Annotated in this window: 24 protein-coding genes and 1 riboswitch; of the genes, 21 read left to right on the forward strand and 3 right to left on the reverse strand. The window is 71.5% G+C overall.

Annotation, left to right across the window (positions count from 1 at the left end):
* The first annotated feature begins 33 nt into the window (after positions 1 to 33).
* The 11 genes from metK to HALOF300_RS26320 all read left to right on the forward strand — a co-directional run bounded on the left by metK (position 34) and on the right by HALOF300_RS26320 (position 11,073).
* Positions 34 to 1,239, forward strand: coding sequence for a methionine adenosyltransferase (gene metK, locus HALOF300_RS26270; protein WP_156743826.1), 1,206 nt, complete (start codon positions 34 to 36; stop codon positions 1,237 to 1,239).
* Between the two features lie 80 nt (positions 1,240 to 1,319).
* Positions 1,320 to 3,449 (forward strand): primosomal protein N', encoded by a 2,130-nt coding sequence (locus HALOF300_RS26275; RefSeq protein WP_156743827.1) that lies wholly within the window; start codon positions 1,320 to 1,322, stop codon positions 3,447 to 3,449.
* A 37-nt stretch (positions 3,450 to 3,486) separates the two neighbouring features.
* Positions 3,487 to 4,116 (forward strand): HAD family hydrolase, encoded by a 630-nt coding sequence (locus HALOF300_RS26280; protein ID WP_156743828.1) that lies wholly within the window; start codon positions 3,487 to 3,489, stop codon positions 4,114 to 4,116.
* Between the two features lie 9 nt (positions 4,117 to 4,125).
* Positions 4,126 to 5,085 carry a methionyl-tRNA formyltransferase gene (locus tag HALOF300_RS26285; protein ID WP_156743829.1) on the forward strand — a complete coding sequence of 320 codons (960 nt, stop codon included), beginning with the start codon at positions 4,126 to 4,128 and terminating at the stop codon, positions 5,083 to 5,085.
* On the forward strand, positions 5,078 to 6,637 hold the full coding sequence (locus HALOF300_RS26290) for an RsmB/NOP family class I SAM-dependent RNA methyltransferase (protein ID WP_156743830.1): 1,560 nt from the start codon (positions 5,078 to 5,080) through the stop codon (positions 6,635 to 6,637). The genes HALOF300_RS26285 and HALOF300_RS26290 overlap by 8 nt, the downstream gene beginning before the upstream one ends.
* 26 nt (positions 6,638 to 6,663) lie before the next feature.
* Positions 6,664 to 7,329 (forward strand): ribulose-phosphate 3-epimerase, encoded by a 666-nt coding sequence (rpe, locus tag HALOF300_RS26295; RefSeq protein ID WP_156743831.1) that lies wholly within the window; start codon positions 6,664 to 6,666, stop codon positions 7,327 to 7,329.
* Between the two features lie 117 nt (positions 7,330 to 7,446).
* Positions 7,447 to 7,579: riboswitch (FMN riboswitch) on the forward strand.
* 84 nt (positions 7,580 to 7,663) lie between these two features.
* Complete coding sequence (locus HALOF300_RS26300; RefSeq protein WP_231955794.1) at positions 7,664 to 8,401, forward strand: ABC transporter permease; 738 nt, start codon at positions 7,664 to 7,666, stop codon at positions 8,399 to 8,401.
* Positions 8,392 to 9,414, forward strand: coding sequence for an ABC transporter substrate-binding protein (locus HALOF300_RS26305; protein ID WP_156743833.1), 1,023 nt, complete (start codon positions 8,392 to 8,394; stop codon positions 9,412 to 9,414). The genes HALOF300_RS26300 and HALOF300_RS26305 overlap by 10 nt, the downstream gene beginning before the upstream one ends.
* 9 nt (positions 9,415 to 9,423) lie before the next feature.
* The gene (locus HALOF300_RS26310) at positions 9,424 to 9,687 is read left to right on the forward strand and encodes a phosphoribosyl-ATP diphosphatase (RefSeq protein ID WP_156743834.1); all 264 of its coding nucleotides are present in this window, start codon (positions 9,424 to 9,426) and stop codon (positions 9,685 to 9,687) included.
* 82 nt (positions 9,688 to 9,769) lie between these two features.
* Complete coding sequence (gene hisG, locus HALOF300_RS26315; RefSeq protein WP_156743835.1) at positions 9,770 to 10,615, forward strand: ATP phosphoribosyltransferase; 846 nt, start codon at positions 9,770 to 9,772, stop codon at positions 10,613 to 10,615.
* An 11-nt stretch (positions 10,616 to 10,626) separates the two neighbouring features.
* Positions 10,627 to 11,073, forward strand: a complete 447-nt coding sequence (locus HALOF300_RS26320; protein WP_156743836.1) for a PH domain-containing protein — start codon at positions 10,627 to 10,629, stop codon at positions 11,071 to 11,073.
* A gap of 157 nt (positions 11,074 to 11,230) precedes the next feature.
* On the opposite strand, the gene HALOF300_RS26325 is transcribed toward HALOF300_RS26320, so the two are convergent.
* Positions 11,231 to 12,346 carry a DUF3866 family protein gene (locus HALOF300_RS26325; protein WP_156743837.1) on the reverse strand — a complete coding sequence of 372 codons (1,116 nt, stop codon included), beginning with the start codon at positions 12,344 to 12,346 and terminating at the stop codon, positions 11,231 to 11,233.
* Between the two features lie 31 nt (positions 12,347 to 12,377).
* Between HALOF300_RS26325 and HALOF300_RS26330 the strand changes: the two genes are divergently transcribed.
* The 9 genes from HALOF300_RS26330 to HALOF300_RS26370 all read left to right on the forward strand — a co-directional run bounded on the left by HALOF300_RS26330 (position 12,378) and on the right by HALOF300_RS26370 (position 22,646).
* Positions 12,378 to 13,382: a helix-turn-helix transcriptional regulator gene (locus HALOF300_RS26330; RefSeq protein WP_156743838.1), complete on the forward strand. Its 1,005-nt coding sequence runs from the start codon at positions 12,378 to 12,380 to the stop codon at positions 13,380 to 13,382.
* Complete coding sequence (locus tag HALOF300_RS26335) at positions 13,382 to 14,368, forward strand: helix-turn-helix transcriptional regulator (protein WP_156743839.1); 987 nt, start codon at positions 13,382 to 13,384, stop codon at positions 14,366 to 14,368. Before HALOF300_RS26330 ends, HALOF300_RS26335 begins: the two co-directional genes overlap by 1 nt.
* Positions 14,369 to 14,378: 10 nt before the next feature.
* The gene (locus HALOF300_RS26340) at positions 14,379 to 14,711 is read left to right on the forward strand and encodes a hypothetical protein (protein ID WP_156743840.1); all 333 of its coding nucleotides are present in this window, start codon (positions 14,379 to 14,381) and stop codon (positions 14,709 to 14,711) included.
* Positions 14,712 to 14,774: 63 nt separating this feature from the next.
* Positions 14,775 to 15,059 carry a Sec-independent protein translocase subunit TatA gene (tatA, locus tag HALOF300_RS26345; RefSeq protein ID WP_156743841.1) on the forward strand — a complete coding sequence of 95 codons (285 nt, stop codon included), beginning with the start codon at positions 14,775 to 14,777 and terminating at the stop codon, positions 15,057 to 15,059.
* A 51-nt stretch (positions 15,060 to 15,110) separates the two neighbouring features.
* Positions 15,111 to 15,890 carry a twin-arginine translocase subunit TatC gene (gene tatC / locus HALOF300_RS26350; RefSeq protein WP_156743925.1) on the forward strand — a complete coding sequence of 260 codons (780 nt, stop codon included), beginning with the start codon at positions 15,111 to 15,113 and terminating at the stop codon, positions 15,888 to 15,890.
* A gap of 46 nt (positions 15,891 to 15,936) precedes the next feature.
* Positions 15,937 to 16,878, forward strand: coding sequence for a diacylglycerol/lipid kinase family protein (locus tag HALOF300_RS26355; RefSeq protein ID WP_156743842.1), 942 nt, complete (start codon positions 15,937 to 15,939; stop codon positions 16,876 to 16,878).
* Between the two features lie 9 nt (positions 16,879 to 16,887).
* The gene (locus tag HALOF300_RS26360; RefSeq protein ID WP_156743843.1) at positions 16,888 to 19,686 is read left to right on the forward strand and encodes a DEAD/DEAH box helicase; all 2,799 of its coding nucleotides are present in this window, start codon (positions 16,888 to 16,890) and stop codon (positions 19,684 to 19,686) included.
* 426 nt (positions 19,687 to 20,112) lie between these two features.
* Complete coding sequence (gene lnt / locus HALOF300_RS26365; protein ID WP_156743926.1) at positions 20,113 to 21,828, forward strand: apolipoprotein N-acyltransferase; 1,716 nt, start codon at positions 20,113 to 20,115, stop codon at positions 21,826 to 21,828.
* A gap of 68 nt (positions 21,829 to 21,896) precedes the next feature.
* Positions 21,897 to 22,646, forward strand: coding sequence for a polyprenol monophosphomannose synthase (locus tag HALOF300_RS26370; protein WP_197522869.1), 750 nt, complete (start codon positions 21,897 to 21,899; stop codon positions 22,644 to 22,646).
* On the opposite strand, the gene HALOF300_RS26375 is transcribed toward HALOF300_RS26370, so the two are convergent.
* Positions 22,622 to 22,969, reverse strand: a complete 348-nt coding sequence (locus HALOF300_RS26375; RefSeq protein ID WP_154794214.1) for an RNA polymerase-binding protein RbpA — start codon at positions 22,967 to 22,969, stop codon at positions 22,622 to 22,624. The two genes, HALOF300_RS26370 and HALOF300_RS26375, sit on opposite strands and share 25 nt — an antisense overlap.
* A gap of 207 nt (positions 22,970 to 23,176) precedes the next feature.
* Between HALOF300_RS26375 and HALOF300_RS26380 the strand changes: the two genes are divergently transcribed.
* Complete coding sequence (locus HALOF300_RS26380; RefSeq protein ID WP_156743928.1) at positions 23,177 to 24,118, forward strand: aldo/keto reductase; 942 nt, start codon at positions 23,177 to 23,179, stop codon at positions 24,116 to 24,118.
* Positions 24,119 to 24,227: 109 nt separating this feature from the next.
* On the opposite strand, the gene HALOF300_RS26385 is transcribed toward HALOF300_RS26380, so the two are convergent.
* Positions 24,228 to 24,827 carry a hypothetical protein gene (locus HALOF300_RS26385; RefSeq protein ID WP_156743844.1) on the reverse strand — a complete coding sequence of 200 codons (600 nt, stop codon included), beginning with the start codon at positions 24,825 to 24,827 and terminating at the stop codon, positions 24,228 to 24,230.
* Positions 24,828 to 24,960: the final 133 nt, after the last annotated feature.

A 24,960-nucleotide genomic window follows, 5' to 3' on the forward strand; every position in this document is an offset into this window, starting at 1 on the left:
CCGTGGGGCCTGGTTGCCGTTAGGCTCGCCCCCATGACTACTCGCCTCTTCACCTCGGAGTCTGTGACCGAGGGGCACCCCGACAAGGTGTGCGATCTGATCTCCGACTCGATTCTGGACGCGATGCTCGCCGCCGACCCGACCTCCCGGGTCGCGGTCGAGACGATGGTGACCACCGGCCTGGTGCACGTCGCGGGGGAGGTGACCACCGACAGCTACGTCGAGATCCCGCGACTGATCCGCGGCGTCGTCAACGGCATCGGATACACCTCCTCCGACATCGGCTTCGACGGCGACTCCTGTGGCATCTCGATCTCCATCGGCCAGCAGTCCCCGGACATCGCCGTCGGTGTGGACAAGGCCCTCGAGGTGCGCACGGACGCCACCGACGACGACCCCAACGACCTCCAGGGTGCCGGTGACCAGGGCCTGATGTTCGGCTACGCCACCGACGAGACGCCCGAGCTGATGCCGCTGCCGATCGTGCTCGCGCACCGCCTCTCCGCGCGCCTGACCCAGGTCCGCAAGGAAGGCATCGTGCCGGGGTTGCGGCCCGACGGCAAGACGCAGGTCACGGTCGCCTACGACGGGGACCGCCCGGTGGCCGTCGACACGGTCGTGCTCTCCACGCAGCACGAGGCCGACGTCCGCCTCGCGGACCAGCTCGAGCCGGCGATCCGCGAGCACGTGATCGACCACGTCCTCAATGAGTACGCCGCGAAGACCGGCCTGGACGTCTCCTCCTACAAGCTCTACGTGAACCCGACCGGGACGTTCGTGGTAGGCGGCCCGATGGGCGACGCCGGCCTGACCGGCCGGAAGATCATCGTCGACAGCTACGGCGGGATGGCCCGTCACGGCGGTGGCGCCTTCAGTGGCAAGGACCCGTCGAAGGTCGACCGGTCCGCGTGCTACGCCATGCGGTGGGTCGCGAAGAACATCGTGGCCGCCGGGCTGGCGCGCCGCTGTGAGGTGCAGGTGTCCTACGCGATCGGTCGAGCCCACCCGATCGCGGTGTACGTGGAGACGTTCGGCACCGAGACAATTCCGACGGCGAAGATCACCGACGCGATCACGTCCGTCTTCGACCTGCGTCCGCGGGCCATCATCGCGGACCTGGACCTGCTTCGGCCGATCTACGCGCTCACGTCCAACTACGGCCACTTCGGGCGCGAGCTGCCGGAGTTCACCTGGGAGCGGACCGACCGGGTCGACGCCCTCAAGGCTGCAGTCGCCTGATCGCTGCGCCGACACCCCACGCCCGGGCCCCTGTGGACCCCGGACGTGGGGTGTCCGGCGTTCATGATGGGATCAGTCCTGTGCCGGCACCGGAACAAACCAGCCTCCTCGATCCGGGGCTCGTCGCACCTGCGCCCGCGGCCACCCGGTTCGCCGCGGTGGCGCAGGTGCTCGTCGACATGCCACTGCCGCACCTGGACCACACCTTCGACTACGGCATCCCGGACGCCCTCGACGCGGCCGCACAGCCGGGCGTGCGGGTCAAGGTGCGCTTCGCCGGCACCGACCGGGACGGGTACCTGATCGCCCGGACGTCCGGGACGACGCACACCGGCGCCCTCGCGCCGCTGCGCAAGGTGGTCTCGCCGCTGCCCGTGCTCACCCCGGCCGTCCACGAGCTGGCTCGCACGGTGGCCAAGCGCTACGCCGGGACCAGCACCGACGTGCTCCGCCTGGCCATCCCACCCCGGCACGCCACCGCGGAGAAGGCCGTGCTCGCGCAGCCGGAGGCCGTTCCCGAGCTCCCGGCGTCCGCACCCGAGGTGGGCTCCGCCGTCGGGCAGGCACCTCTGCCCGACCCGACCGGCGCCGACGTCGTCCTCGACGCCGACCGGCTCGCGCACTGGGCCGATTACCCGGGCGGTGCCGCCTTCCTGCGCCGGATCGGCGCCGGCGACTCACCGCGGGCCGCCTGGTGCGCACTGCCCGGACGGGTCGAGCTCGGTGGCACCGAACACCCGCACTGGGCCGTGGCCGTGGCCGTGGCGGTCCTCGCGACCCGCGCCGGCCGACGGGACGCCATCGTGAGCGTGCCCGACGCCCGGGACGTCGCGACCCTCGGGGCCGCCCTGGACGCCCTGGACATCGAGCACGTGGTGCTGACCGCCGAGCAGGGCGCCTCGGCCCGCTACCGCCGGTTCGTGCGCGCCCTCACCGGACGCACCCACGTGGTGATCGGGACCAGATCCGCCGCATTCGCACCCTTGCCGAACCTCGGCCTCGTGGTCTGCTGGGACGACGGGGACGATCTCCTCGCGGAGCCGCGCGCGCCGTACCCGCACACCCGCGAGGTCCTCGTGCAGCGGGCCGACCTGGCCGGCGCCGCCGCGCTCGTCGGCGGCTTCGCGCGCACCCCCGAGGCGCAGCTGCTGGTCGCCGACGGCTGGGCCCGCTCGCTGCAGGCCGACCGCTCCGTGGTCCGTGCTCGCGCTCCCCGGGTGATCGCGCCGGGGGAGGCGGACCTGGCCCGCGAGGGCGAGGGTGGCCGGGCCCGGATCCCGGCGCCGGCGCTCGCCCTCGCGCGCCGCGCGCTGGCCAACGGCCCGGTCCTGGTGCAGGTACCCCGGGCCGGGTACCTGCCGGTGGTGGCGTGCGCCCGGTGCCGCACCCCCGCCCGCTGCAGCCACTGCCACGGCCCGCTCCGGCTCGACCGCGCCGACGCGCCGCCGCAGTGCCGGTGGTGCGGCCGGCACGCCACCGCATGGGCCTGCGGTGAGTGCGGCGCCACGGCGATGCGCGCGATGCGCACCGGGGCCGGCCGCACCGCCGAGGAGCTCGGCCGCGCGTTCCCCGGGGTGCCGGTGACGGTGTCCGGACGCGACGGCGGCGTGCTGGACCGGGTGCCCGCCGGGCCCCGGCTCGTGGTCGCCACGCCCGGCGCGGAGCCATCGGCCGACGGCGGCTACACCGGCGCGCTGCTCCTCGACGCCGCCCTGATCACGAACCGGCCCGAGCTCTCGGCCGGGGTGGAGGCGCTGCGCCGCTGGCTGGGTGCCGCGGCCCTGGTCCGGTCCTCCGGTGACGGGGGAGAGGTGATGATCCTCGGCCAGGGCGCCCCGGTGCCCGTGCAGGCCCTGGTGCGCTGGGACCCCGTCGGGCACGCCGGGCGTGAGCTCAGCGAGCGGCAGGACCTCTCGTTCCCGCCGCTGGTGCGGCTCGCCACCCTCACCGGTGGTTCGGGCGCGCTCGCCTCGATGATGCGGCACCTGCGTCTGCCGGCCGAGGCGGAGGTCCTCGGCCCGGTGCCGGTCGAGGACACCGGCGGCCCGGCACAGGGCGCGGAGGAGGAGATGCTGCGTACCCTGGTGCGCATCGATCGCCGCGCCGGGGACGTGCTGAGCGTCGCGCTGGCCCAGGCGCAGGCGATCCGCAGTGCCCGTAAGGAACCCGGCGTCGTTCGGGTCCGCATCGACCCCGACCACTTGTGGTGAGTTCCATCACACACCGCCCAGGCCTGGAGGCCCACGCGTGACCAAGATCGACCGGACCATCACCACCGTCGTGTTCGACCTCGGCAACGTCCTGATCCGCTGGGACCCGGTGGCGGTCTTCGAGGGCCGGCTCAGCGAGGGCGAGGTCGCCGAGTTCATGGCAGCGGTCGACTTCCCGACCCTGAACCGGTCCCTGGACGCCGGCCGCACCTGGGCGCAGGCAAGGCCCGAGGTCGCCAACCGGGCGCCGGACCACGTCCACCACATGGATGCCTACTTGCGTGACTTCGAGCGCTCCCTGGTCGGCGAGGTCCCAGGCACGGCGCAGATCGCACGGGACCTGATGGCGGCCGGGGTGCGGGTGCTCGGCCTGACGAACTGGTCCGCCGAGACGTTCGAACACGCCCCGAGGGTCGCACCGGTGCTGACCGAGTTCGAGGACATCCTGGTCTCAGGCGCCGTCGGTCTGGCGAAGCCGGACCCCGCGATCTTCGAGCTGCTGATCCGCACCACCGACCTGGTGCCGCAGGAGTCGGTATTCATCGACGACTCACCGGCGAACGTCGCCGCGGCCGCGGACCTGGGCTTCCACGCGCTGCTGTTCACGGACGCGCGGACGTTCCGCGCGGACCTGGTCGCGCTCGGACTGGGCATCCCGGACTCCTAGACTGCCCCCATGCGTTTGCTGTTCGCGGGCACCCCCGCCGTCGCCCTGCCCACCCTGGCGGCTCTGCTTGACTCCAGCCACGACGTGGTGGGCGTGCTGACCCGGCCGCCGGCCCCGGTCGGCCGCAAGCGCGTGATCACCCGGAGTGCCGTGCATGCCCTCGCGGACGAGCGCGGCGTCCCGGTTATCACCTCGTCGCGGCCGCACGAGGCGGAGACCATCGCAGCATTGTCGGCCCTGACCGAATTCGGCATCGACTGTGCACCCGTCGTCGCCTACGGCGCGCTGCTGCGCGACCCCGCGTTGTCGTTGCCCCGACACGGGTGGCTGAACCTGCACTTCTCCCTGCTGCCCGCCTGGCGCGGCGCCGCGCCGGTGCAGCACGCGATCATGGCCGGCGACGACATGACCGGTGCGAGCACGTTCCGCATCGAGGCCGGGCTGGACACCGGACCCGTCTACGGCACCCTCACCGAGCCGATCCGGCGACGCGACACCGCCGCAGACCTGCTCGGCCGGCTGGCCGACGCCGGGCCCGCGCTGATGCTGGCCACGCTGGACGCCATCGAGGCCGGCACGGCCCGGCCGGTGCCCCAGGCCAGCGACGGGATCAGCCTCGCGCCCCGCCTGACCAGCGCGGACGCGCACGTCGACTGGTCGCTGCCGGCGCTGGCCATCGACCGGCGGATCCGCGGCTGCACCCCCGCGCCCGGTGCCTGGACCACCCGCGACGGCGACCGGTACAAGCTCGGGCCGGTGCTGCCGGTGGTCGAGGATGCCGGCCTGGCCCCGGGGCAGCTCGCGGACGTCGACGGCGCCGTACTGGTCGGGACCGGCTCGGAGGCGGTCCGGCTGGACGCGATCGCCCCGCCGGGTCGCGGCTGGATGGCCGCCTCGGACTGGCTGCGCGGCGCACGACTGCCTGCGGACGCCTCCTTCGACCGGGTCGAGGTCGCCTCCGATGTCTGAGGGCGAGAATCAGGGCGGTGGCCGTGACCCCGGCGGGGACCGAGGCAGTGGCCACGGCTCGGGCGGCGGGCAGCGGGGCGGCCGTGGATCGGGCCGGCCGGCTCAGGGCCGGGGCTCGCGCGACCGTGGCCGGCGCCCTGACTCACAGCGCACCTCCTCCCGCCCCTCCGAACGCAACCGCGGCACGGATCCCGCACGCCGCGCCGCGTACGACGTGCTGCGGTCGGTCGCGGCCACCGACGCCTACGCCAACCTGGTGCTGCCCCCGGTCCTGACCGAGCGGCAGATCCGCGGCCGCGACGCGGCATTCGCCACCGAGCTCACCTACGGCACGCTCCGGATGCAGGGTCGTTACGACGCGATCATCGCCCATGCCTCCCGCCGCGACGTCACGAGCCTCGACGCCGAGGTCCTCGACGTGCTTCGCCTCGGCGCCCATCAGGTCCTCGGCATGCGGGTGCCCGGCCACGCGGCCGTCTCCGAGACTGTCGGTCTGGCCCGGTCCACCTGCGGCACCGGACCCTCCCAGCTCGTGAACGCCGTGCTGCGGCGCATCACCGAACGCCCACTCGCCGAGTGGCTGGACCTGATCGGCGCCGACGCGAAGGACGAGACCGCCCGCCTGGCCGCGGTCCACTCGCACCCGGCCTGGGTGGTCCGGGCGATGCGCTCGGCACTCGCGCAGACCGGTCCCGGTGACGGCGACCTCGAGGCCCTGCTTGAGGCCGACAACGCCTCCCCGGCGGTGAACCTGGTGGTGCGTCCCGGTCTGGCCGACCCTGAGGACGTGTCCGACGCTGACCCCGGCCGGTGGGCCCCGACCGCTCTGGTGCTTCGCGGTGGTGACCCCGGCGCATTCGAAGCCGTGCGCTCGGGGCGCATCGGCGTCCAGGACGAGGGCAGCCAGCTCGTCGCCCTCGCAGCCGCGGCCGTGCCCATCGAGGGTCCGGACCGCACCTGGCTGGACCTGTGCGCCGGACCGGGTGGCAAGGCCGCGCTGTCGGCCGCCCTGCTTGCCCAGCGGGCGCCGGACGGGCTGTTCGTCGCCAACGAGGTCGCCGAACACCGGGCCAGGCTCGTCGAACAGTCCATGTCCGCCGTGCGCGGACTGCTGCCCGGCATCGAGGTCCGCACCGGCGATGGGCGGGAGATCGGTGGCACCGAGCCCGGACGCTACGACCGGGTCCTCGTCGACGTGCCGTGCACCGGACTCGGGGCTCTGCGGCGGCGACCCGAGTCGCGATGGCGTCGCTCGCCGTCGGACCTTTCGGCACTCGGCCAGCTCCAACGAGAACTGCTCACCTCCGCCCTGGCCGCCACCCGCCCCGGCGGGGTCGTCGCGTACGTCACCTGCTCGCCGCACCTGGCCGAGACCAGGCTCGTCGTCGAGGACGTGCTCAAGCGCACCGACGGCGCGACGCTCCTGGACGCCGTCGAGGTGCTCGCCGGGGTGAGCGCCGAACCGCTCGGCGACCTGGACGGCCCGTACGTGCAGCTCTGGCCGCACCGACACGGCACGGACGCGATGTTCCTGGCGCTGATCCGTACCTGACCCTCCGCAGCACTACGCTCGCCGGTATGGGCATCCTCATCTCTCCCAGCGTGCTGAACTCCGACCTGTCCGACCTGGCCGGTGAGGTCGGGCGGATCTCCGCCGCCGACTTCGTGCACCTGGACGTCATGGACAACCACTTCGTGCCGAACCTCACCTTCGGGCTGCCGGTGGTGGAGCGGCTCCTCGCCCGTACCGAACTACCCGCCGACGTGCACCTGATGATCGAGGACCCGGACACTTGGGCACCCGCGTTCGCCGAGGCCGGTGCGCGCTCGGTCACCTTCCATGTGGAGGCGTCAAGCGCGCCGGTCCGGCTCGCGCGCGAGCTGCGCAAGCGCGGCGCCCGGGCGGCGATCGCGCTGAAGCCCGGCACGGGCATCGAGCCGTATCTGGACCTGCTGCCCGAGTTCGACATGGTGCTGGTCATGACAGTGGAACCCGGTTTCGGGGGTCAGTCCTTCATCGACGGCACCCTGCCGAAGATCCGGCGCACCCGGGACGCCATCACCGCGCTCGGCGCCGACATCTGGGTGCAGGTCGACGGTGGCGTGTCGCGGACCACGATCGCCGGCGCCGCGCAGGCCGGCGCGAACATGTTCGTGGCGGGCTCCGCCGTCTACTCCGCCGACGACCCGAACGCCGAGATCACCGCCCTGCGCGAACTTGCCGACGCGGCGTACCGGGGCTGACGCCGAAGCCGGCGGGCTGCCTGCCCGCAAACCCCGGCCCAGGGCGTCTCGCGATCCGGGCGTGACCGTCCTCATACGCGTGGGGCTGCTCGAGTGTGTCAGAATCGGATCAGCAAGAACGTGCTCCGGGGTCGGTGAAAGTCCGAGCCGGCGGTGATAGTCCGCGACCCGGCCACTGCTCGTCAGTGGTCGGTTGACCTGGTGGAACTCCAGGACCGACGGTTAAAGTCCGGATGGGAGGATGCACGCGGCGTCGGGTAGATCCCGGCGCCGACGGACGGACGCGCGGTGCGCCGTCCTTCCCCGGGGTACGCCTGGGGAAGGAGAACGGCAGGTGGCCCGCGAGGACCTCGTCGCACCCGTCGCATTCGGCGCGCTCGGACTGATCGCGTGGCAGGGACTGGCAACGCTGCTCCCGGACCGGGTCCTCCCGACGCCCACTGCCGTCGTTTCCCGCTTCATCCTCGAACTGCGCGAGGGTGGCCTGCTCGGCTTCGCCGGGCACACCCTGACGGAGGCCGTGCTCGGCAGCCTGCTCGGGCTCGTTGTGGCCGTGCCGCTCGGCTACCTCGTTGCCCGGTCCCGCCTCGTGGCCGCGGCGATCGGTCCCTACCTCGCCGCCTCCCAGGCGATCCCCGCCGTCGCCCTCGCCCCCCTGCTGGTGGTCTGGTTCGGCTACGGGCTGTTGCCCACCGCCCTGCTCTGTGCCCTGCTGGTGTTCTTCCCGATCTTCGTGAACACGACCCTCGGCCTCAGCACCCTCGACCCGGACGTGATCGGCGCGGCGAAGGTCGACGGCGCCGGACGCTGGCGGCTGCTCGTCCACATCGAGGGTCCCCTCGCGCTGCCCGCCCTGCTCGCCGGCATCCGGAACGGCTTCGTGCTGTCCGTCACCGGGGCCGTGGTGGGGGAGTTCGTGATGGGCGGCCAGGGCCTGGGCCTGTTGCTGTCCGTCTACCGGGACCGCTCCGACGTCGAGGGCATGTTCGCCGTGCTCGTCGCGCTCGTCGCCATCGCGATCGGCGTCTTCTACCTCATCCGCTCCTTCGAAAGGCGCATCCAATGGCTCTGACCGCGCACCCCGTCCGCATCCTCGCCGCGCTCACCGGCGCCGCGGCCCTCACCCTCGCGCTCGGTGCCTGCGGCGCCGATGAGCCCGACGGCGGGGCTACCGATCTGCCCGCGCTCACCATCGGCCTGACGTACGTGCCGAACGTACAGTTCGCCCCGTTCTACGTCGCTGCGCAACAGGGCTACTTCACCGACGCCGGGGTGGACGTGACCCTGCGCCACCACGGCGAGTCGGAGGACCTGTTCGGTGCCCTGGCCGGTGGCACCGAGGACGTCGTCGTCGCCGGGGGCGACGAGATGCTGCAGGCCCGCTCACAGGGCACCCCGGTGGTCAGCATCGCGACCCTGTACCAGACCTACCCGGTCACGCTCATCGTCCCCGAGGACTCCGAGATCGACTCCGCGGCCGACCTCGCCGGGCACAGCATCGGCGTCCCGGGCCCGTTCGGCGAGACCTACTTCGGCCTGCTCGCCATGCTCGACGCCGCCGGCCTGAGCACCGACGACGTCACCATCGAACATGTCGGGTTCACCCAGCAGAGCGCCCTCGCCGAGGGGCACGTCGACGCCGTCATGGGCTACGCCAACAACGACATCCCGCAGTTCCAGGCCACCGGCCTGGCGGTCCGCGGCGTCCCGATCGGGACCGACATCCCGCTCGTCGGGATCGGCCTGGGGACCACGGACGACGTGCTCGCCGCCGAACCTGACGCACTCGCAGCGGTGATCACCGCCGTCGGGCGTGCGGTCGCGGACATCGCGACGGACCCGCAGGTCGCCGTCGACGCCGCCGCCGAGGAGGTCCCGGGCACCGTGACCGCCGAGCAGGAGGCCATCACCCTGGCCACCGCCGAGGAGACCATCCCGCTCTACGGCGAGCTCCAGGGCCCGTGGGGGACCCAGGACGACGTGACCTGGGAGGAGATGGCGGAGTTCATGACCCGGACCGGGCTGATCACCGAGCCCGTCTCAGCATCGGAGGCGCACACCAACGACCTGATCGGTGCCGAGTAGGCTCGGGGCGTGAAGACCTTCGACGACCTGTACGCCGAACTGCGGGAGAAGTCCATCAGCCGACCCGAGGGCTCCGGCACGGTGGCGCAGCTGGACGCGGGCGTGCATGCCATCGGCAAGAAGATCGTCGAGGAGGCAGCCGAGGTGTGGATGGCTGCGGAGTACCAGACCGACGCCGAGACGGCCGAGGAGATCTCCCAGCTGCTCTACCACCTGCAGGTGCTCATGGTCGCGAAGGGCCTCACCCCGGCGGACGTGTACCGCTACCTCTGAGCGGGCGGGACCACACGCCTGGAAGCAAGCCACCGAAACTCCGCCCCGCCTCGCCGGGGCACGAACCAACAAGGTTGACGACGTGTTGCGAATCGCCGTGCCGAACAAGGGCTCCCTCTCCGAGCCCGCCACCAACATGCTCCGCGAGGCGGGCTACCGCCAGCGCCGCGACGGTGGTCGTGAACTGGTCCTGCCGGACCCGGAGAACGACGTGGAGTTCTTCTTCCTGCGTCCCCGGGACATCGCCGTGTACGTGGGTGCCGGCGTCGTCGACGCCGGGATCACCGGCCGGGACCTGCTCCTGGATTCCGGCGTGGACGCCCTGGAACATCGGGCGCTCGGCTTCGCCGGCTCGACGTTCCGGTTCGCCGGACCGGAGGGCAGCGTGGGCAGGCTCGAGGACATCGAGGGCAAACGCGTGGCCACCTCGTATGAGGTGTTGGTGCGCAACTACCTGACCGAGCGGGGCGTCACGGCCGACGTGGTGCGCCTCGACGGTGCCATCGAGTCCACGGTCCAGCTCGGCGTCGCTGACCTGGTCGCCGACGTCGTGGAGACCGGCAGCACCCTCCGGGCCGCCGGGCTGGAGGTCTTCGGCGACCCGATCCTGAAGTCCGAGGCGGTCCTGATCCGCCCGAACGCGGATCCGAAGCCCGGCCTGACCGTGCTCGACCGGCGCCTGCACGGTGTGCTGGTGGCGCGCCGGTACGTGCTCATGGACTACGACTGCCCGGTCGAGAAGGTGGATGCGGCCGTTTCGATCACGCCCGGGCTGGAATCCCCGACGGTCTCGCCGCTGCATCGCACGGGGTGGGCTGCGGTGCGGGCGATGGTCCCGCGCGAGCGGACGAATGCCGTGATGGACGAGTTGTACGACGTCGGCGCCCGCGCCATCATCGTCACCTCGATCACCGCGAGTCGCCTGTAGGGCTGCGCGACATGACCACCGAGCCCGATCCCTACGCACCGTTCCGCCCACGGGCGACCCGGATCGCGTGCCTGGTGATCGTGGTCTGGCTGCTCGCCGGCCTGGTCGTGTTCGTGGTGGTCCTGAACCGGCTCGACGAGCCCCGGGTGCCGGACCAGGCCGCCGCCGCCGTGATCGTCGCGCTGGTGTGTGCCTTCCTCGCCCGGCAGGCCGGCGTGCGGGCCGTGCCCGACGCCGATGGCCTCACCGTCCGCAACGTCATCCTGACCCACCGCCTGGACTGGGCGGAGATCGTCTCGGTGCGGTTCGGGGAACGGGACTGGGTCCAGCTCGATCTCGCCGACGGACGCACACTGGCCGTCATGGCGATCCAACGGGTCGACGGCGAACGCGGCCGGGCCTCGGCGAGCCGCCTGGCGAGCCTGGTCGCCGCCCATGAGCCCGGTGGCGCGCCCTGATCGACCGGGTCCGACCATCCTGGCCACGCGAGTCTCCGAGCCCAGGGGATGGCCTCGAAGGACGAGATCATCATGCCGACGCGTGTACTACCGATCGGTCGGTGCGCGGCACCGGGCCGCGCCGGAGCGCGCCCAGACGGGGCCCACGCTCCGAGCGTCAGCGCTCGGCGCCCACCCGTACCGCGTGCACCCCCGCGGCACCCGCCGCAAGGAACGACGCAGGATCCTCGTCGAGCCCTCGGCCCATCGTGGACATCCGCACCGGCGTGCCCGCGAGCGCGGGCCGCAGGCCCTCGGTGCCGATCCGCACCAGCCGGTGACCGGCCGGCGCCGCCTCGAGCAGCGCGGCCTGTTCCGCTACGCGCGCGCCCAACGGCGCCAGCTCGCCGTCGAACACCGGCACCGCGACGTCAGCGGGTGCGAGTGCGACCCGACCGTACGCCGTCATGCTGTGGTGCGAGATGCCCAGGTGGCGCTCTCGCGCGTCGGCCCCGGAGACGCGCAGGGATGCGATCGGGCGGCCGCCGAGCACGGCGGCGGCGTTGACCGCCTCGCCCGCGCTCACGCCGGAGAAGCCCCACCGCGTCCCGGTGCCGAGGTTCCCCGGGCCCTGTGCCACGACCACCAGGTCGGCCTCGACCACGAGGGCGGCGGCAAGCAGGCCGGTGTGGACCGTGACCGCCTCGAGGTCGCCGCCGAACGCCTGCCCGACGGTGATCGTCGCCGCGACCCAGCCCGCCTCACGCAGCGCCCCGATGGTCCGGGAGAACCAGGCCGGCAGCGCCCCGCCGTCGGTCATCACGTACGCGACCCGCGGCGCCGCGAGCCCCGCCCGCGAGGCCTCCAGCCGCGCCCCGGCAACGATTGCGGGCAGAGCGGAGTGCAGATCCGCGATCACGACGGGCAGGCCGGCGAGGTCGTCCGCCTCGCGCAGGAGCTCGTGATGGGCGGACTCCTGCTCATCCACCCCGAGCACCATCGTCTGCAGCGGCGTGTACCGGGCCTTGACGATGTGCCCGGCCCCGACGGGCGGGTCCGCGGGCAGGCGGTCGGGCAGCGCGGCCACGAGCGCGTAGCCGCCGGTGCCCAGACCCCGGGTGAGGGCCGTCGTGGTGACGCTGACCCGGTCGCCGACCTCGGGCGAGCCGACCAGTTCCGGGTACGCCAGTGCGCGGACACCGCTCGGCCCGCCCGCGATGTCGATCAGGAGTTCGAGCGCCCCCGGCCAGCTCCTGCCCAGCGAGCGCACCACGCCGTCGCGCCAGTTGATCATCCCGGCAACCTATCGCGACTAGCCTCGCAGTATGAGTGAGCGTGTCGAACCCGCCGAACGGCTGCTGGATCTGGTGATCGCGCTGGCCAACACGCCCCACCGGATGACGAAGTCGCAGATCCGGCGCGGCGTGAACGGCTACGCCGACGCCAAGAACGACGCGGCGTTCGACCGGATGTTCGAACGGGACAAGGAGGCGCTGCGGACCCTCGGAGTACCTATCGTCACTCTCACCGACGCCGCCCACGAGGACGACATCGGCTACCGGATCGACACCGACTCCTACGACATGCCACCCGTGGCGTTCACGCCGGCCGAGGTCGGCGCGCTGTCGCTCGCCGCCGAGGTCTGGCAGGACTCGACCCTGTCCGCGCAGTCGCGCCGAGCGCTGACGAAGGTGCGGGCGGTCAGCGAACTCGAGGACGCCGCGCTGCACGCCGGCCTGGCTCTGCGGGTGCGCGGTCCGGACGCGAACTTCGGCGCCCTGCTGGACGCGATCGCGGACCGGATCACCGTCCGGTTCACCTACCGGGCCGCGAACACCGGCCGGACCAAGCAACGCACGGTCGAACCCTGGCGCCTGTACGCCAAGGACCGCGGCTGGTACCTCGTGGGCCACGACGTCGAGCGTGCCGCCGAGCGTGAGTTCCGGCTGTCCCGGATCGTCGGGCGGGTCAGCCGTATCGGTGAACCCGGGTCCGTCCAGGTGCCCGACCGGGCGAGCGCGCACCGGGAGGCGCCGATCATCCGCGCCACGCTGGCGCTACGCCCAGAGCGCGCGTCGGCGCTGCGCGCCCGCGCGATCGAGATCGAGAGCCCGACGGCGGGGGCCGAGCCGGCGCAGGCGGCACCAGCGGCGCAGGTGCCCCGGCCCTCGGACCGGGATGTGATCGCCGTCGACATCAGCGACCTGGACCTGTTCGCGGAGGAGTTGGCCGGCTACGGCGACGCGGTGCTGGTGCTCGACCCGCCGCGACTGCGCGAGGCGGTGCTGTCGCGGCTGCGGCCGGCCGCGAGTCTGGGAGGGGAGTCCTGATGGCCGAGACCGCCGAGGACCGGCTGGTCCGCATGCTCGCACTGATCACCTACCTCGAGAGCCACCCGAGCGTGCCGGTCGCAGACGTGGCGGCGCACTTCGGGGTCACCGAGGGGCAGGTGCTCCTGGACATCAGCACGCTCTGGGTCTCCGGCACGCCTGGCTATCTACCCGATGACCTGATCGACTTCGCCGTCGACGATCACGAGCGGAACCTGCTCACGCTCACAGACGCGCGAGGGATGGACCGACCGTTGCGGCTCGGCCCGCAGGAGGCCGTGGCACTGCTGGTCGCGTTGCGGTCGCTGCAGGCCACGCCCGCGCTGGCGCAGGACCCGGTGCTGGTCTCCACGATCGACAAGCTCAGGGCCGCGGCGGGGGAGGCGGCCGGTGCCGCCGACGCCGTCGACGTGTATGTCGGTGCCGAGGACGTCGGGGAGCGGCTCACGGCGCTGCGCTCGGCCCTCACCGACGGCAGGCAGGTACGGCTGCGCTACGTGTCCGGCTCCGACGTGGTCAGCGAGCGCGTGGTGGACCCGCTCCAGCTGCTCACCGACGCCGAGCGCTGGTTCCTCTACGCGTGGTGCCACCGGGCCGACGGCGTCCGGCAGTTCCGGCTCGACCGGATGCTCGAGGTGACGGTGCTGGACTCCGAGGCACCGGCGCACCCGGACGTGGCCCTGAGCGAACGCACCGATCCCGAACTCACGACCGCGCAGTGGCACGTGCGCCTCGAACTGGCCTCCCGGGCCCGCTGGGTGGCCGAGAAGTACCCCAGCGCGTCCGTGACGGATCTGGAGGAGGGCTGGTTCGCCGTCGAGCTGGACGTGGTGAACCTGGCCTGGCTGCACAACCTGGTGCTCGGCCTCGGCGCGGACGTGCGGGCCGTGCACCCGCCCGAGGTGGCCGCCTCCATCGCCGAGCGGGCCCGGGCGGCGCTGGCTGCCTACGAGGCGCTCGACGCCGGCGCCGACGTCGCACAGTAGGCTGGCGCCCGTGCTCTGGTTCAGCGTGTGGACGGTCCTCGTCCTCGCCACCCTCGTGGGGGCCTTCTTCCTCGGCCGACGCCTGTGGCGGTCCGCGAAGGCACTGATGGCGCAGGCGGGAGCGACGTCCCAGGTGCTCGGCGAACTGTCCGCGAAGATCGCCGAGCTCGAGGCTGCTGCCGGGTCGGCACGCATATTCCAGCCGGACCTGGTCGCAACCGAGGAGCAACGCGAGACGTGGCGGTCTCGACGCGCCGAGAACATCGCCACGCGGCGCGGGCGCGTACACGAGCGGCGGTCGCGTACGCTGGCCGGGTGGCGCTCGATCGGGATGCCGTTCTAGCACCGCGTCAGACAGACGTTAGACTGACCACACAGAACCCAACCTCAAGGCGGAGGGCCAATCATGCGGCCGCAACTCTGGCACATCATCGTGCTGCTCGTCGTAGTTCTCCTGATCTTCGGCGCAAGTAAGCTACCCGACATCACGCGCAACGTGGGTAAGTCCATGAAGATCTTCAAGCAGGAGGTCAGGGAACTGCGTGACGACGTCGACGCCGTCGACCCGAACTCCACCACGGACGCCCCTGCGGCCCCGCAGGGTTCGCAGACCCAGAGCGTGCCCACCAGCACCCAGCAGGGCAGTAGTGGCACCGCACCGGGTGATACGCCCGGCGACCCCAACCGCTAACCTCCCGTGGCCCTGAACATGGGGGCGCGCAAGAGCAATCCGGAAGCGCGGATGGCCTTGACCGCGCACCTACGCGAACTTCGCAAGCGCTTCGTGCTGGCCGCGATCGGCCTCGCGGTGGGCACGATCGGTGGCTGGTTCCTCTTCGACCCGGTGTTCCAGGCCCTACAGGCACCCATCGATCAACTCGCCGAAGAGGGCAGGGTCGCGGCCCTGAACTTCGGCGGGATCGCGACCTCGTTCGACATCAAGATCCGAGTGGCGCTGTTCGTCGGCGCCCTGGTGAGCTCGCCGTGGTGGCTCTATCAGGTGTGGGCATTCATCACACCGGGACTGACGACGAAGGAACGACGATCTGCCCTCGGCTTCGTGGCTGCGGCGGTCCCGCTCTTCTTCGCCGGCGCCTACCTGGCGTGGTCGGTACTACCGAACGCCGTCCGGATCCTCACCGAGTTCACCCCCGAAGGTTCGGTGAACTGGATCGGCGCCGACGTCTATCTGAAGTTCGTCATGCAGTTCATGCTGGCGTTCGGTATCGCGTTCCTGATGCCACTGATCATGGTCGTCGTGAACTTCCTCGGGCTTGTCCGCGGCCAGACCTGGCTCAAGGGCTGGCGTTGGGCGATCGTCGGGATCTTCACGTTCTGCGCATTCGCGACCCCAACGCCGGACGCGATCTCGATGATCCTGATGGCACTGCCGATCGTCGGGCTCTACTTCATCGCCGTGTTCATCTGCTTCCAGCATGACAAGCGTGCCGACAAGCGCCGCGCAAAGGAGGACGCCGAACTCGACGCCGCCCTCGCGGACGACACCACGTCCGCGGCGTGAGACAACCGAGTCGCGCGCGGAGTTCTGAGTTCGGACGTACCGCCCGGTGAGCAGGCTCGGGGTCCTCGTCAATCCCTCTGCTGGGCACGGGCGGGGCAGCACCGGGGGACGCGACGCGATCGCCGGGCTGGCCAGGACCGGACACGAGGTGATCGACCTGTCCGGACCGAGCGCCATCGAGGCACTCGCGCACGCTCGGGCCGCGCTCTGGGAGATCGACGCCGTCGTCGTGGTCGGTGGTGACGGCATGGTGCACCTCGGCGTCAACGCCGTCGCCGGGACGAACATCCCGCTCGGCATCGTGCCCTACGGCAGCGGCAACGACTTCGCCCGGTGCATCGGACTGCCGATCCACGACGTCCCGGCCGCCGTTGACGTGATCGTCGACGCCTTGGACCGGCCGCCCCGGATCATCGACGCGATCGCCACCCGGGTGCACAACCCCGAAGGGGCCCCGGAGCAGGAGACCGCCGTGGAGTGGACGGCCTGCATCCTCTCGGCGGGCTTCGACGCCGCCGTGAACGGCCGCGCGAACGACTTCACCTGGCCGAAGGGCGAGGGCCGGTACCTGCGCGGCGTGGCGGCCGAACTGATCCGGTTCCGCCCGTACGGCTACCGGCTCACGATCGACGGCGTGGTGCGCGAGCAGGACGCGACGCTCGTGGCCCTCGCGAACGCGAAGTCCTTCGGCGGCGGCATCCCGATCGCGCCGGACGCGGAGGTCGCCGACGGCCTGATCGACGTGGTCATCGGGGACGCGATGAGCCGTGGCCAGCTGATCCGGCTGTTCGGCAAGCTCCTCAAGGGCAACCACCTGGGCGACGAGAAGGTGCACGTGGTCCGAGCCCGCGAGGTGATCATGGAGGCGCTGCCGGGGCACAATGTCCCGCCGCAGGTGTTCGCGGACGGTGAGCCGCTCGGGTCGCTGCCGATCCATGCCCGGCTGCGCCCCGGCGCGCTGCGGCTGTTGACCCCGGCGGACGCATAGTCTGAAGGCATGTCCTCACCAGCCGAGCGATACGCGGCGGCCCGCAAACGGCAACAGGACGCGCTCAGCAGGCTCGGCGCGTTCCGGGCCACCCTCGACTTCCCCCTCGACGACTTCCAGATCGAGGCCTGCGAAGCCGTCGAGGCCGGGCGCGGCGTGCTCGTCGCAGCCCCGACCGGGGCGGGCAAGACCGTGGTGGGCGAGTTCGCCGTCGAGCTGGGTCTGAAGACCGGCCGCAAGGCGTTCTACACGACGCCGATCAAGGCCCTGTCGAACCAGAAGTTCACCGACCTGCAGCGCCGGTACGGGCCCGAGCACGTCGGCCTGCTCACCGGGGACACCTCGATCAACGGTGACGCACCGATCGTGGTGATGACCACCGAGGTGCTCCGGAACATGCTCTACAGCGATTCCCCGGCCCTGGCCGGCCTCGGGTTCGTTGTCATGGACGAGGTGCACTACCTGGCGGACAGGTTCCGTGGGCCGGTCTGGGAGGAGGTGATCCTGCACCTGGCCGACGACGTGCAGGTGATCTCCCTGTCCGCGACCGTCTCGAACGCAGAGGAGTTCGGTGACTGGCTCACCGAGGTGCGTGGGGACACCGCCGTGGTGGTCTCCGAGATCCGGCCGGTGCCACTCTGGCAGCACGTCATGGTGAACAAGACAGTCCTGGACCTGTACAGCTCGAACGTGGACCCGACCAGGCCCGGGGTGAACCCGCCGATCAACCCCGACCTCGTGGAGGCCATCCGGGCATCCGAACGGGGTGGGCGGCCGGGGGAGCGCAGCCGGGGTGCACGAGGGGACCGCCGTGGCGGGAAGGGCCGCCACTACCAGCGCGGTCCGCTGGTACGGCCACCGTCGCGACCGGTCATGGTGGACCGCATGGACCGGGCTGGGCTGCTCCCGGCGATTGTGTTCCTCTTCTCGCGGGCCGGCTGCGAGGCGGCCGTCACCCAGGTCCTGTTCAGCGGGATCTCCCTGACCTCGCCTTCCGAGCGTGCCCAGATCGCGGCGATCGTCGAGGAGCGGTGCGCCAGCCTGCCCGCCGAGGATCTCGACGTCCTCAACTACTGGTCCTGGCAGCAGGCGCTCCTGCACGGGGTGGCGGCCCACCACGCCGGGCTGCTCCCGGTGTTCAAGGAGACGGTCGAGGCGCTGTTCACGGCGGGCCTCGTCAAGGTTGTGTTCGCCACCGAGACGCTCGCGCTCGGGATCAACATGCCGGCCCGCTCGGTGGTGCTCGAGAAGCTGACCAAGTGGGACGGACGCGGTCACGCGGAGGTGACCCCGGGGGAGTACACCCAGCTCACCGGCCGCGCCGGGCGACGCGGCATCGACGTGGAGGGCCACGCCGTCGTCCTCTACACCTCGGGCCTGGATCCGGTGGCCCTGGCCGGTCTCGCGAGCCGGCGCACCTACCCACTCAGGTCCCGGTTCCGGCCCACCTACAACATGGCCGTGAACCTGATCGCCGCGTCCGGGTGGACCCGGACCCGCGAGGTGCTGGAGACCTCGTTCGCGCAGTTCCAGGCTGACCGCGGTGTGGTCGGGCTGGCCCGGCAGGCGCGCACGCTGTCGGATGGCCTGGCCGGCTACACGGAGTCGATGACCTGCCACCTCGGCGACTTCGAGGAGTACATGGAGCTGCGGCGGGCGATCACGGCTCGCGAGGGTGAGCTGTCCCGCTCCCGGTCGCGGGCCCAGCGGGACGCGATCAACTCGGCGGTCTCCCAGTTGCACCGTGGCGACGTCGTGCAGATCCCCACGGGCCGCCGCGCCGGGTATGCCGTTGTCATCGAGCCGCCCGGCCCGGCCGGGCTGGACGGGCCTGCGCTGACCCTGCTCACCGGGGACGGCAAGGTTCGCCGCCTCGCCGGCGCGGACGTGCCCTACGGCACCAGTTCGCTGACCCGGGTCCGGATCCCGAAGGCCTTCAACTCCCGTAGGCCGGCCGACCGCCGGGACCTGACCTCCTCGATGCGCAACGCGCTCGGAGCGCTGGCCGACGACGAGCCACGCACGCGCCACGGCGAGCGGCCACCGTCGACCGCGACGACCGACTCCGAGCTCGGCGCGCTCAAGAAGGCGCTGCGCTCCCACCCCTGCCACGGGTGCTCGGACCGGGAGAGCCATGCCCGGTGGGCCGAGCGCCGGGCCAAGCTCGCCGAGGAGCACGACGCCCTGCTGCGCCGGATCGAAGGCCGCACATCCTCGATCGCACGCGACTTCGAAAAGGTCTGCGAGGTCCTCGGCTCGCTGCACTACCTCGAGGGCCAGGGCGAGGAGACCGCGGTGACCGACCAGGGGGCCTGGCTGCGCCGCCTGTACGCGGAGAAGGACCTGGTGCTCGCGGAGTGCCTGCGGTCCGGCTCCTGGGCGGACCTGGACGCTGCGGGCCTGGCCGCCGTGGTCTCCACGGTGCTCTTCTCCTCACGGTCCGACGATGAGCGGCCCGCGCCCCGGATGCCCGGCGGCACCAACGGTTCGCTCGCCCGCGCCGTCGAGGCGACGGTCCTGATCTCCCAGGAGCTCGAGCTCCTCGAACGCGAGCACGACCTCCAGCCTGCCGAACCGGTCGACCTCGGACTGGTCCGCTCGATCCATCAGTGGGCGATCGGATCCAGCCTGGAGGACGTCCTCGACGGCACGGACCTCGCGGCCGGCGATTTCGTGCGCTGGGCGAAGCAGGTCATCGACCTGCTCGACCAACTCACCCTCGCTGCCCCGACCCCCGCGCTGCGCAGCACGGCCCGCAAGGCGATCGAATCAGTGCGCCGGGGCATAGTGGCGCACGGCACGCTGTGACACCAGACGCCCTGGCGCGCCACTGGAGAGTACGCGGGGTCAGGATGTGAGACGTACCCGTTTCCCCTGCTGGATGGACGACGCCCGATCCTCCGACACACCCACCCGACACGCCGTGAACCGAGATCTTTTTGTGATCCAGGAGGGATGCGCTGACCTGCGCAGACGTCCGTGACCTGCGGCGATGTCGTCTTGGCTGGGCACGAGGAGACGAGTAGGTTCACTTGTCACTACCTCGCCGGGGAGGCAGGTGGGCACCGACTGGGCCCGCGGGTTCACTAGACAACGGGGCGGCAGTTCGCTGCGGTCGCGGACCGAAGGATTCGCGGGCCGGTCGGTGGTAGATGCGGGTGGGCGGTCGCGCTCTGGAGGCCGACGGCCCGGTCACGGACTGCCCGCTCGGGCACGTATCCTGCAACGGTGTCCATGCCCTCCTCGCCCCGGTGGCTCACGCTGCTGCTCGCCCTCGTCGGTGGCCTGCTCACCGACACGGCCTTCCCGCAGCGCTCGTGGTGGCCGATGGCGTTCGTGGGCATCGGGCTGCTGGTCCTCGCCCTCGGGCGGGACAGTGCCCGGTGGGCGTGGCTCGTCGGCTTCACGTGGGGTCTGGCGTTCTTCCTGCCGCACATCTGGTGGGCGAACGAGGCTGTCGGGGTGATCCCCTGGGTGGCGCTGTCCGTGGCGGAGGCTGCAATCGCCGGGCTGGCGTGCGCCACCTGGATCTGGGTGCGGCGGATCGGTTGGATCGAGCGGCACCGGATCGTGCAGCCTGTGGCCTTCGCGATCGTCTGGGTTACGCTCGAGCAGTTACGCCAGATCTGGCCGTTCGGTGGGTTCCCATGGGGTCGGTTGGGCTTCTCCCAGACCGACGGCCCGCTGCTGGCCCTGGCTTCGGTGGCGGGCGCGCCGCTGGTCTCGGCCGCGGTCGTGATCGTCGGCTTCCTGCTCGCGCAGGCGGTGGTCGGGTTCCGCCGGGTGCAGGTGCTGCAGGCGACGACTGCGGCCCTTGCCGGGGCGGCGATCGTCGCGGCTGCCGGGTTCATCCCGCTGCCCACGCAGGCCGAGAGCGGTGCCCTGAACCTCGGTGCGGTCCAGGGCAACGTGTCCGAGCCCGGACTGGGTGCGTTCAACAACGCCCGCGAGGTGCTGAACAACCATGCCTCCGGTACCGAGGAGCTGGCGGAGTCGCGGCCCGCGGGATGGTTCGATCTCGTGGTCTGGCCGGAGAACTCCTCCGATATCAATCCGCGCGTCGACGCCGACGCGGCCAACGTGATCGACGGCGCCGTCGACGCCGTCGACGCACCCCTGCTGTTCGGCACGGACTCCTACACCGAGGACGCCCGCTACAACGACATGGTGCTCTGGATGCCCGACCAGGGCCCGGTGTTCTCCTACTCCAAGCAGATCCCGGCCGCGTTCGCGGAGTACATCCCGATGCGGTCGATCGCGCGGGTGTTCTCCTCAGCGGTGGACCTGGTGCGCACGGACATGGCGCCGGGCTCCGAGATCGCCGTCGTGCCGGTACCGGTGGCCCGGCTGGACCGGGTCGTGGACGTCGGCACGATCATCTGCTTCGAGGTCGCCTACGACGCGCTCATCCGGGAGGCGGCGCTCGGTGGTGCAGAGGTCCTCGTCGTGCCGACCAACAATGCCTCGTTCGGGTACACGCAGGAGTCCACCCAACAGTTCGCGATGTCCCGGTTGCGGGCCGTCGAGCACGGCCGGGCGACGGTGCAGATCTCGACGGTCGGGGTCAGCGGTGTGATCGGGCCGGACGGATCGGTGTGGGAGGACACGGAGCTGTTCACCCCGGCGCAGTTGTCCGCGACGGTCCCGCTGCGCACGACGCTCACGATCGCGGACCGGCTCGGCGACTGGCCGGTCATCGCCGCATTCGCACTGACCCTGCTCGGACTGTTCGCCGGGATCGCCTCGACGATCCGGCGCCGCCGTGACGGCCGGGCCGGACTCGGCCCGGACGCGCCCGGTGGCGCGGACGCTGCCCAGCACGTTTCCGCGGAAGCGGATGTGACCGGTGGCGATTCCGCGGAAGCTGTCCGGACGGACGGCGTTTCCGCGGAAGCAGGCCCGTCGGAATCAGCGACAGACGCAGGCGCACCGGCGAAGGAGCCCGCGTGACGCCAGCTGATCCGGGGCACTCCAGAGCCTGCGGAGGTGACGGTTCCGAACGCTGCGGCCGTGCCACGCTGGTGATCATCCCGACCTACAACGAGCGCCCCGCGCTGCCCGGCACCCTGGCCCGGCTACGCGCCGCAGTGCCCGCAGCTGACGTGCTCGTCGTCGACGACGCGAGCCCGGACGGCACCGGGCAGTGGGCTGACGAGGCAGCGTCCGGTGACGCGCAGGTGCACGTCCTGCACCGGGCCGCCAAGGAGGGCCTTGGCCGGGCCTACATCGCCGGTTTCCGGTGGGGCCTGGACCGTGGCTACGACCAGCTGGTGGAGATGGATGCCGATTCCTCGCACCGGCCGGAGGATCTGCCCAGACTCCTGGCGGCGGCCCCGGAGGTGGATCTGGTGATCGGGTCACGGTGGGTCCCTGGGGGCATGACCGAGAACTGGCCGCTGTCCCGGGCACTGCTCAGCCGCGGCGCGAACACGTACGCGAACCTCGCGATCGGGCTCGGCGTGAAGGACGCGACAGCGGGTTTCCGGGTGTACCAGGCGGCCACGCTACGGGCGATGGACCTCGAGCACGTGAACTCGGCCGGCTACTGCTTCCAGATCGACATGACCTGGCGGATCCGACGCGCCGGCGGCACCGTCGTGGAGGTGCCGATCACGTTCGTGGAGCGCGTGGAGGGGGAGTCGAAGATGAGCCGCGACATCGTTGTGGAGGCCCTCTGGCGCGTCACTGCCTGGGGCGCGCAGGCGCGCTCCAGGCAGCTCAGCAGTGTCGTGTCTGGGATGTCTCAGGCGCTACGACGGCGGGCCTGACCGCTGCGGAGCAGGGCCAGCCGTTCGTCGAGGAGTACCTCGAGTTCCTTGATGGTGCGTCGTTCCAGCAGCATGTCCCAGTGGGTACGGACGTGCTTGGTCGGCTTGGCCTCAGGGCGAGTCGCGTCGCGCAGGAGTGCCTCACCACCGCCGGGGGCTTCCCAGACGGCGGGGATCTCGGCCTCCGCCGCGAACGGGATCACGATGACCCGGCCGTCCGGGCAGTCGTAGATCGCCTGGATCCGCGGTGCCAGTTCGACACCCTCGTCGGTCTCCATGCTGTTTGCGCCGATCTTCATGCCGCGCAGTGCTCGGTCAGCCATCGCACTCCTCCTTGTGTCAGTGGTGCGTTCCAATTGGTCCAACGGCCGAGATGTCGGTGCTGTTCCGCGCCGGGGTGAAGGTGATGTGAAGTTCGCGCAGGGAGAACGTGGCCGGAGCCGGCGCGGCCCTCTTCCCGCGCTCGGCTCAGGCATGGTGCCTGCGTCCTCCGACCTCGCATAGGCTCGGGAGCCGTGAGCACACACTCGATGGAATACCGACAACTCGGCGCTTCTGGTCTCACGGTCTCAGCCGTGGGCCTTGGCTGCAACTCCTTCGGCCGGAACACCCCGGGCCCTGAGGTCCCCGCGCTGGTCGCAGCGGCACTCGACGCAGGCGTCACCCTGTTCGACACGGCCGACACCTACGGGGCCACGCCCGGAGTCAGCGAGGAACTTCTCGGCGCCGCGCTCGGCAGCCACCGCGATGAGGTCGTGGTCGCCTCCAAGTTCGGAATGGACACCGGTGGCCTGAACGGAGCCGACTGGGGCGTACGGGGCTCGCGCCGCTACATCCGGCGGGCCGTGGAAGGGTCCCTGCGCCGGCTCGGCACCGACCACATCGACCTCTATCAGATGCACAAGCCGGACCCGCATACCCCGATCGAGGAGACCCTGGCGGCGCTGCACGAACTCGTGGTCGAGGGCAAGGTGCGCTACGTGGGCTCCTCGAACTTCGCCGGCTGGCAGGTCGTGGACGCCGATTGGACCGCCCGGACCGCCGGCTACACGCCGTTCATCTCGGCGCAGAACGAGTACTCCCTGCTCAACCGCCGGCTGGAGGACGAGGTGGCCCCCGCCGTCGAACAGGTGGGCGCCGGCGTCCTGCCGTTCTTCCCGCTCGCCTCGGGCCTGCTCACCGGCAAGTACTCCCGCAATACCCCTGCGCCCGAGGGCACCCGGCTGGCCACGCGACCGGACCGGCTCGAGCGCGCGGACTTCGACGTGATCGAGGGTCTCCAGAACTTCGCCCGGGCGCGCGACCTGAGCCTCATCCAGGTCGCGATCGGCTGGCTGGCGGCCCAGCCGGCGGTGGGCTCGGTGATCGCCGGTGCCTCGCGCCCGGACCAGGTGCGGACGAACGCGGCTGCCCTCTGGGACCCCTCGGCGGAGGACCTGGTCGAGCTCGACGAGCTCACCTCGCCCGCCTGACTCACCGGCCACGTCCCGGCCCGTTCCACAGGGATGGACCGTGGCGTGGCCCGGCCGTGCGCTGCGATCGGCCTGACGTGGCTGGGCCGGCCTCGCGACGGTTGGTTGGTCAGAGCAGGCTGGCACGCCGCGATCCCAACGCAGCCACGGCCCGCAGCCGCACCCTGTGGCGTTTCGCAGCCGCGGTCACTGCTGTGGACCAGAGCCGTTCGTAGCCGCCCCGGTCGCCGCCGTCGGGTCGCGCGATCGCGATGACGAGGCTGGACAGGCCTCCCTCGGCGTCGTCGAGGGCCTCGCGGAACTCCACGAAGAACTCGTCGAGCCGGTTGCGGTCGGGCCGCGCGCCACCGACCGCCATCGGTAGCAGCATCTCGGTCATCGTGTCGTGGTCGTCTATCGCGAAGCACCAGACTCCGGGTGGCTCCGCGGTGGCCAGGATGCGGGTCCACGCCGCGAGCACCGCCAGAAGCATTGCGTCGTCCGCGACCGGGACGCCGGCACCGGGCATTCGCGGCCGCACTCCGGGGTCGACTGCGCCGCTGATCTCGTCGTAGGTCGCGTCGATGAACGGACCGACGTCGAGGTCGTCATCCGGTTCGTCCGCGTAGTCGTCCCAGTAGTCGTCGTCGAGGTAGGCGAGATGTTCGATCCCGGTCTGCTCGACCGGCTCGTCGTCGTCCCAGTTCGTCTTTCGCAGGCGCTCGGTCATTCGGACACCATGACGGCAACACGGAGCCGAACTCCGACCAACCGCAGTCGGGGTGGACGCCCGCGCGGCCGGACAAACCCTCGGGACGCCTGTGCGTCCGAACTCACTCTGTGGACGTCCGAATGCTCAGGCT

Origin of the sequence: Occultella aeris (assembly GCF_902703175.1) — a bacterium.
Classification (GTDB): Bacteria; Actinomycetota; Actinomycetes; order Actinomycetales; family Beutenbergiaceae; genus Occultella; species Occultella aeris.

Coding starts and splice junctions, on each gene's coding strand:
- HALOF300_RS26320 (WP_156743836.1), top strand. CDS start 10,627: ATGACCACCGAGCCCGATCCCTACGCACCGTTCCGCCCACGGGCGACC.
- HALOF300_RS26325 (WP_156743837.1), bottom strand. CDS start 12,346: ATGATCAACTGGCGCGACGGCGTGGTGCGCTCGCTGGGCAGGAGCTGG.
- metK (WP_156743826.1), top strand. CDS start 34: ATGACTACTCGCCTCTTCACCTCGGAGTCTGTGACCGAGGGGCACCCC.
- HALOF300_RS26330 (WP_156743838.1), top strand. CDS start 12,378: ATGAGTGAGCGTGTCGAACCCGCCGAACGGCTGCTGGATCTGGTGATC.
- tatC (WP_156743925.1), top strand. CDS start 15,111: ATGGCCTTGACCGCGCACCTACGCGAACTTCGCAAGCGCTTCGTGCTG.
- HALOF300_RS26285 (WP_156743829.1), top strand. CDS start 4,126: ATGCGTTTGCTGTTCGCGGGCACCCCCGCCGTCGCCCTGCCCACCCTG.
- rpe (WP_156743831.1), top strand. CDS start 6,664: ATGGGCATCCTCATCTCTCCCAGCGTGCTGAACTCCGACCTGTCCGAC.
- HALOF300_RS26360 (WP_156743843.1), top strand. CDS start 16,888: ATGTCCTCACCAGCCGAGCGATACGCGGCGGCCCGCAAACGGCAACAG.
- HALOF300_RS26290 (WP_156743830.1), top strand. CDS start 5,078: ATGTCTGAGGGCGAGAATCAGGGCGGTGGCCGTGACCCCGGCGGGGAC.
- tatA (WP_156743841.1), top strand. CDS start 14,775: ATGCGGCCGCAACTCTGGCACATCATCGTGCTGCTCGTCGTAGTTCTC.
- HALOF300_RS26375 (WP_154794214.1), bottom strand. CDS start 22,969: ATGGCTGACCGAGCACTGCGCGGCATGAAGATCGGCGCAAACAGCATG.
- HALOF300_RS26305 (WP_156743833.1), top strand. CDS start 8,392: ATGGCTCTGACCGCGCACCCCGTCCGCATCCTCGCCGCGCTCACCGGC.
- HALOF300_RS26335 (WP_156743839.1), top strand. CDS start 13,382: ATGGCCGAGACCGCCGAGGACCGGCTGGTCCGCATGCTCGCACTGATC.
- HALOF300_RS26380 (WP_156743928.1), top strand. CDS start 23,177: ATGGAATACCGACAACTCGGCGCTTCTGGTCTCACGGTCTCAGCCGTG.
- lnt (WP_156743926.1), top strand. CDS start 20,113: ATGCCCTCCTCGCCCCGGTGGCTCACGCTGCTGCTCGCCCTCGTCGGT.
- HALOF300_RS26385 (WP_156743844.1), bottom strand. CDS start 24,827: ATGACCGAGCGCCTGCGAAAGACGAACTGGGACGACGACGAGCCGGTC.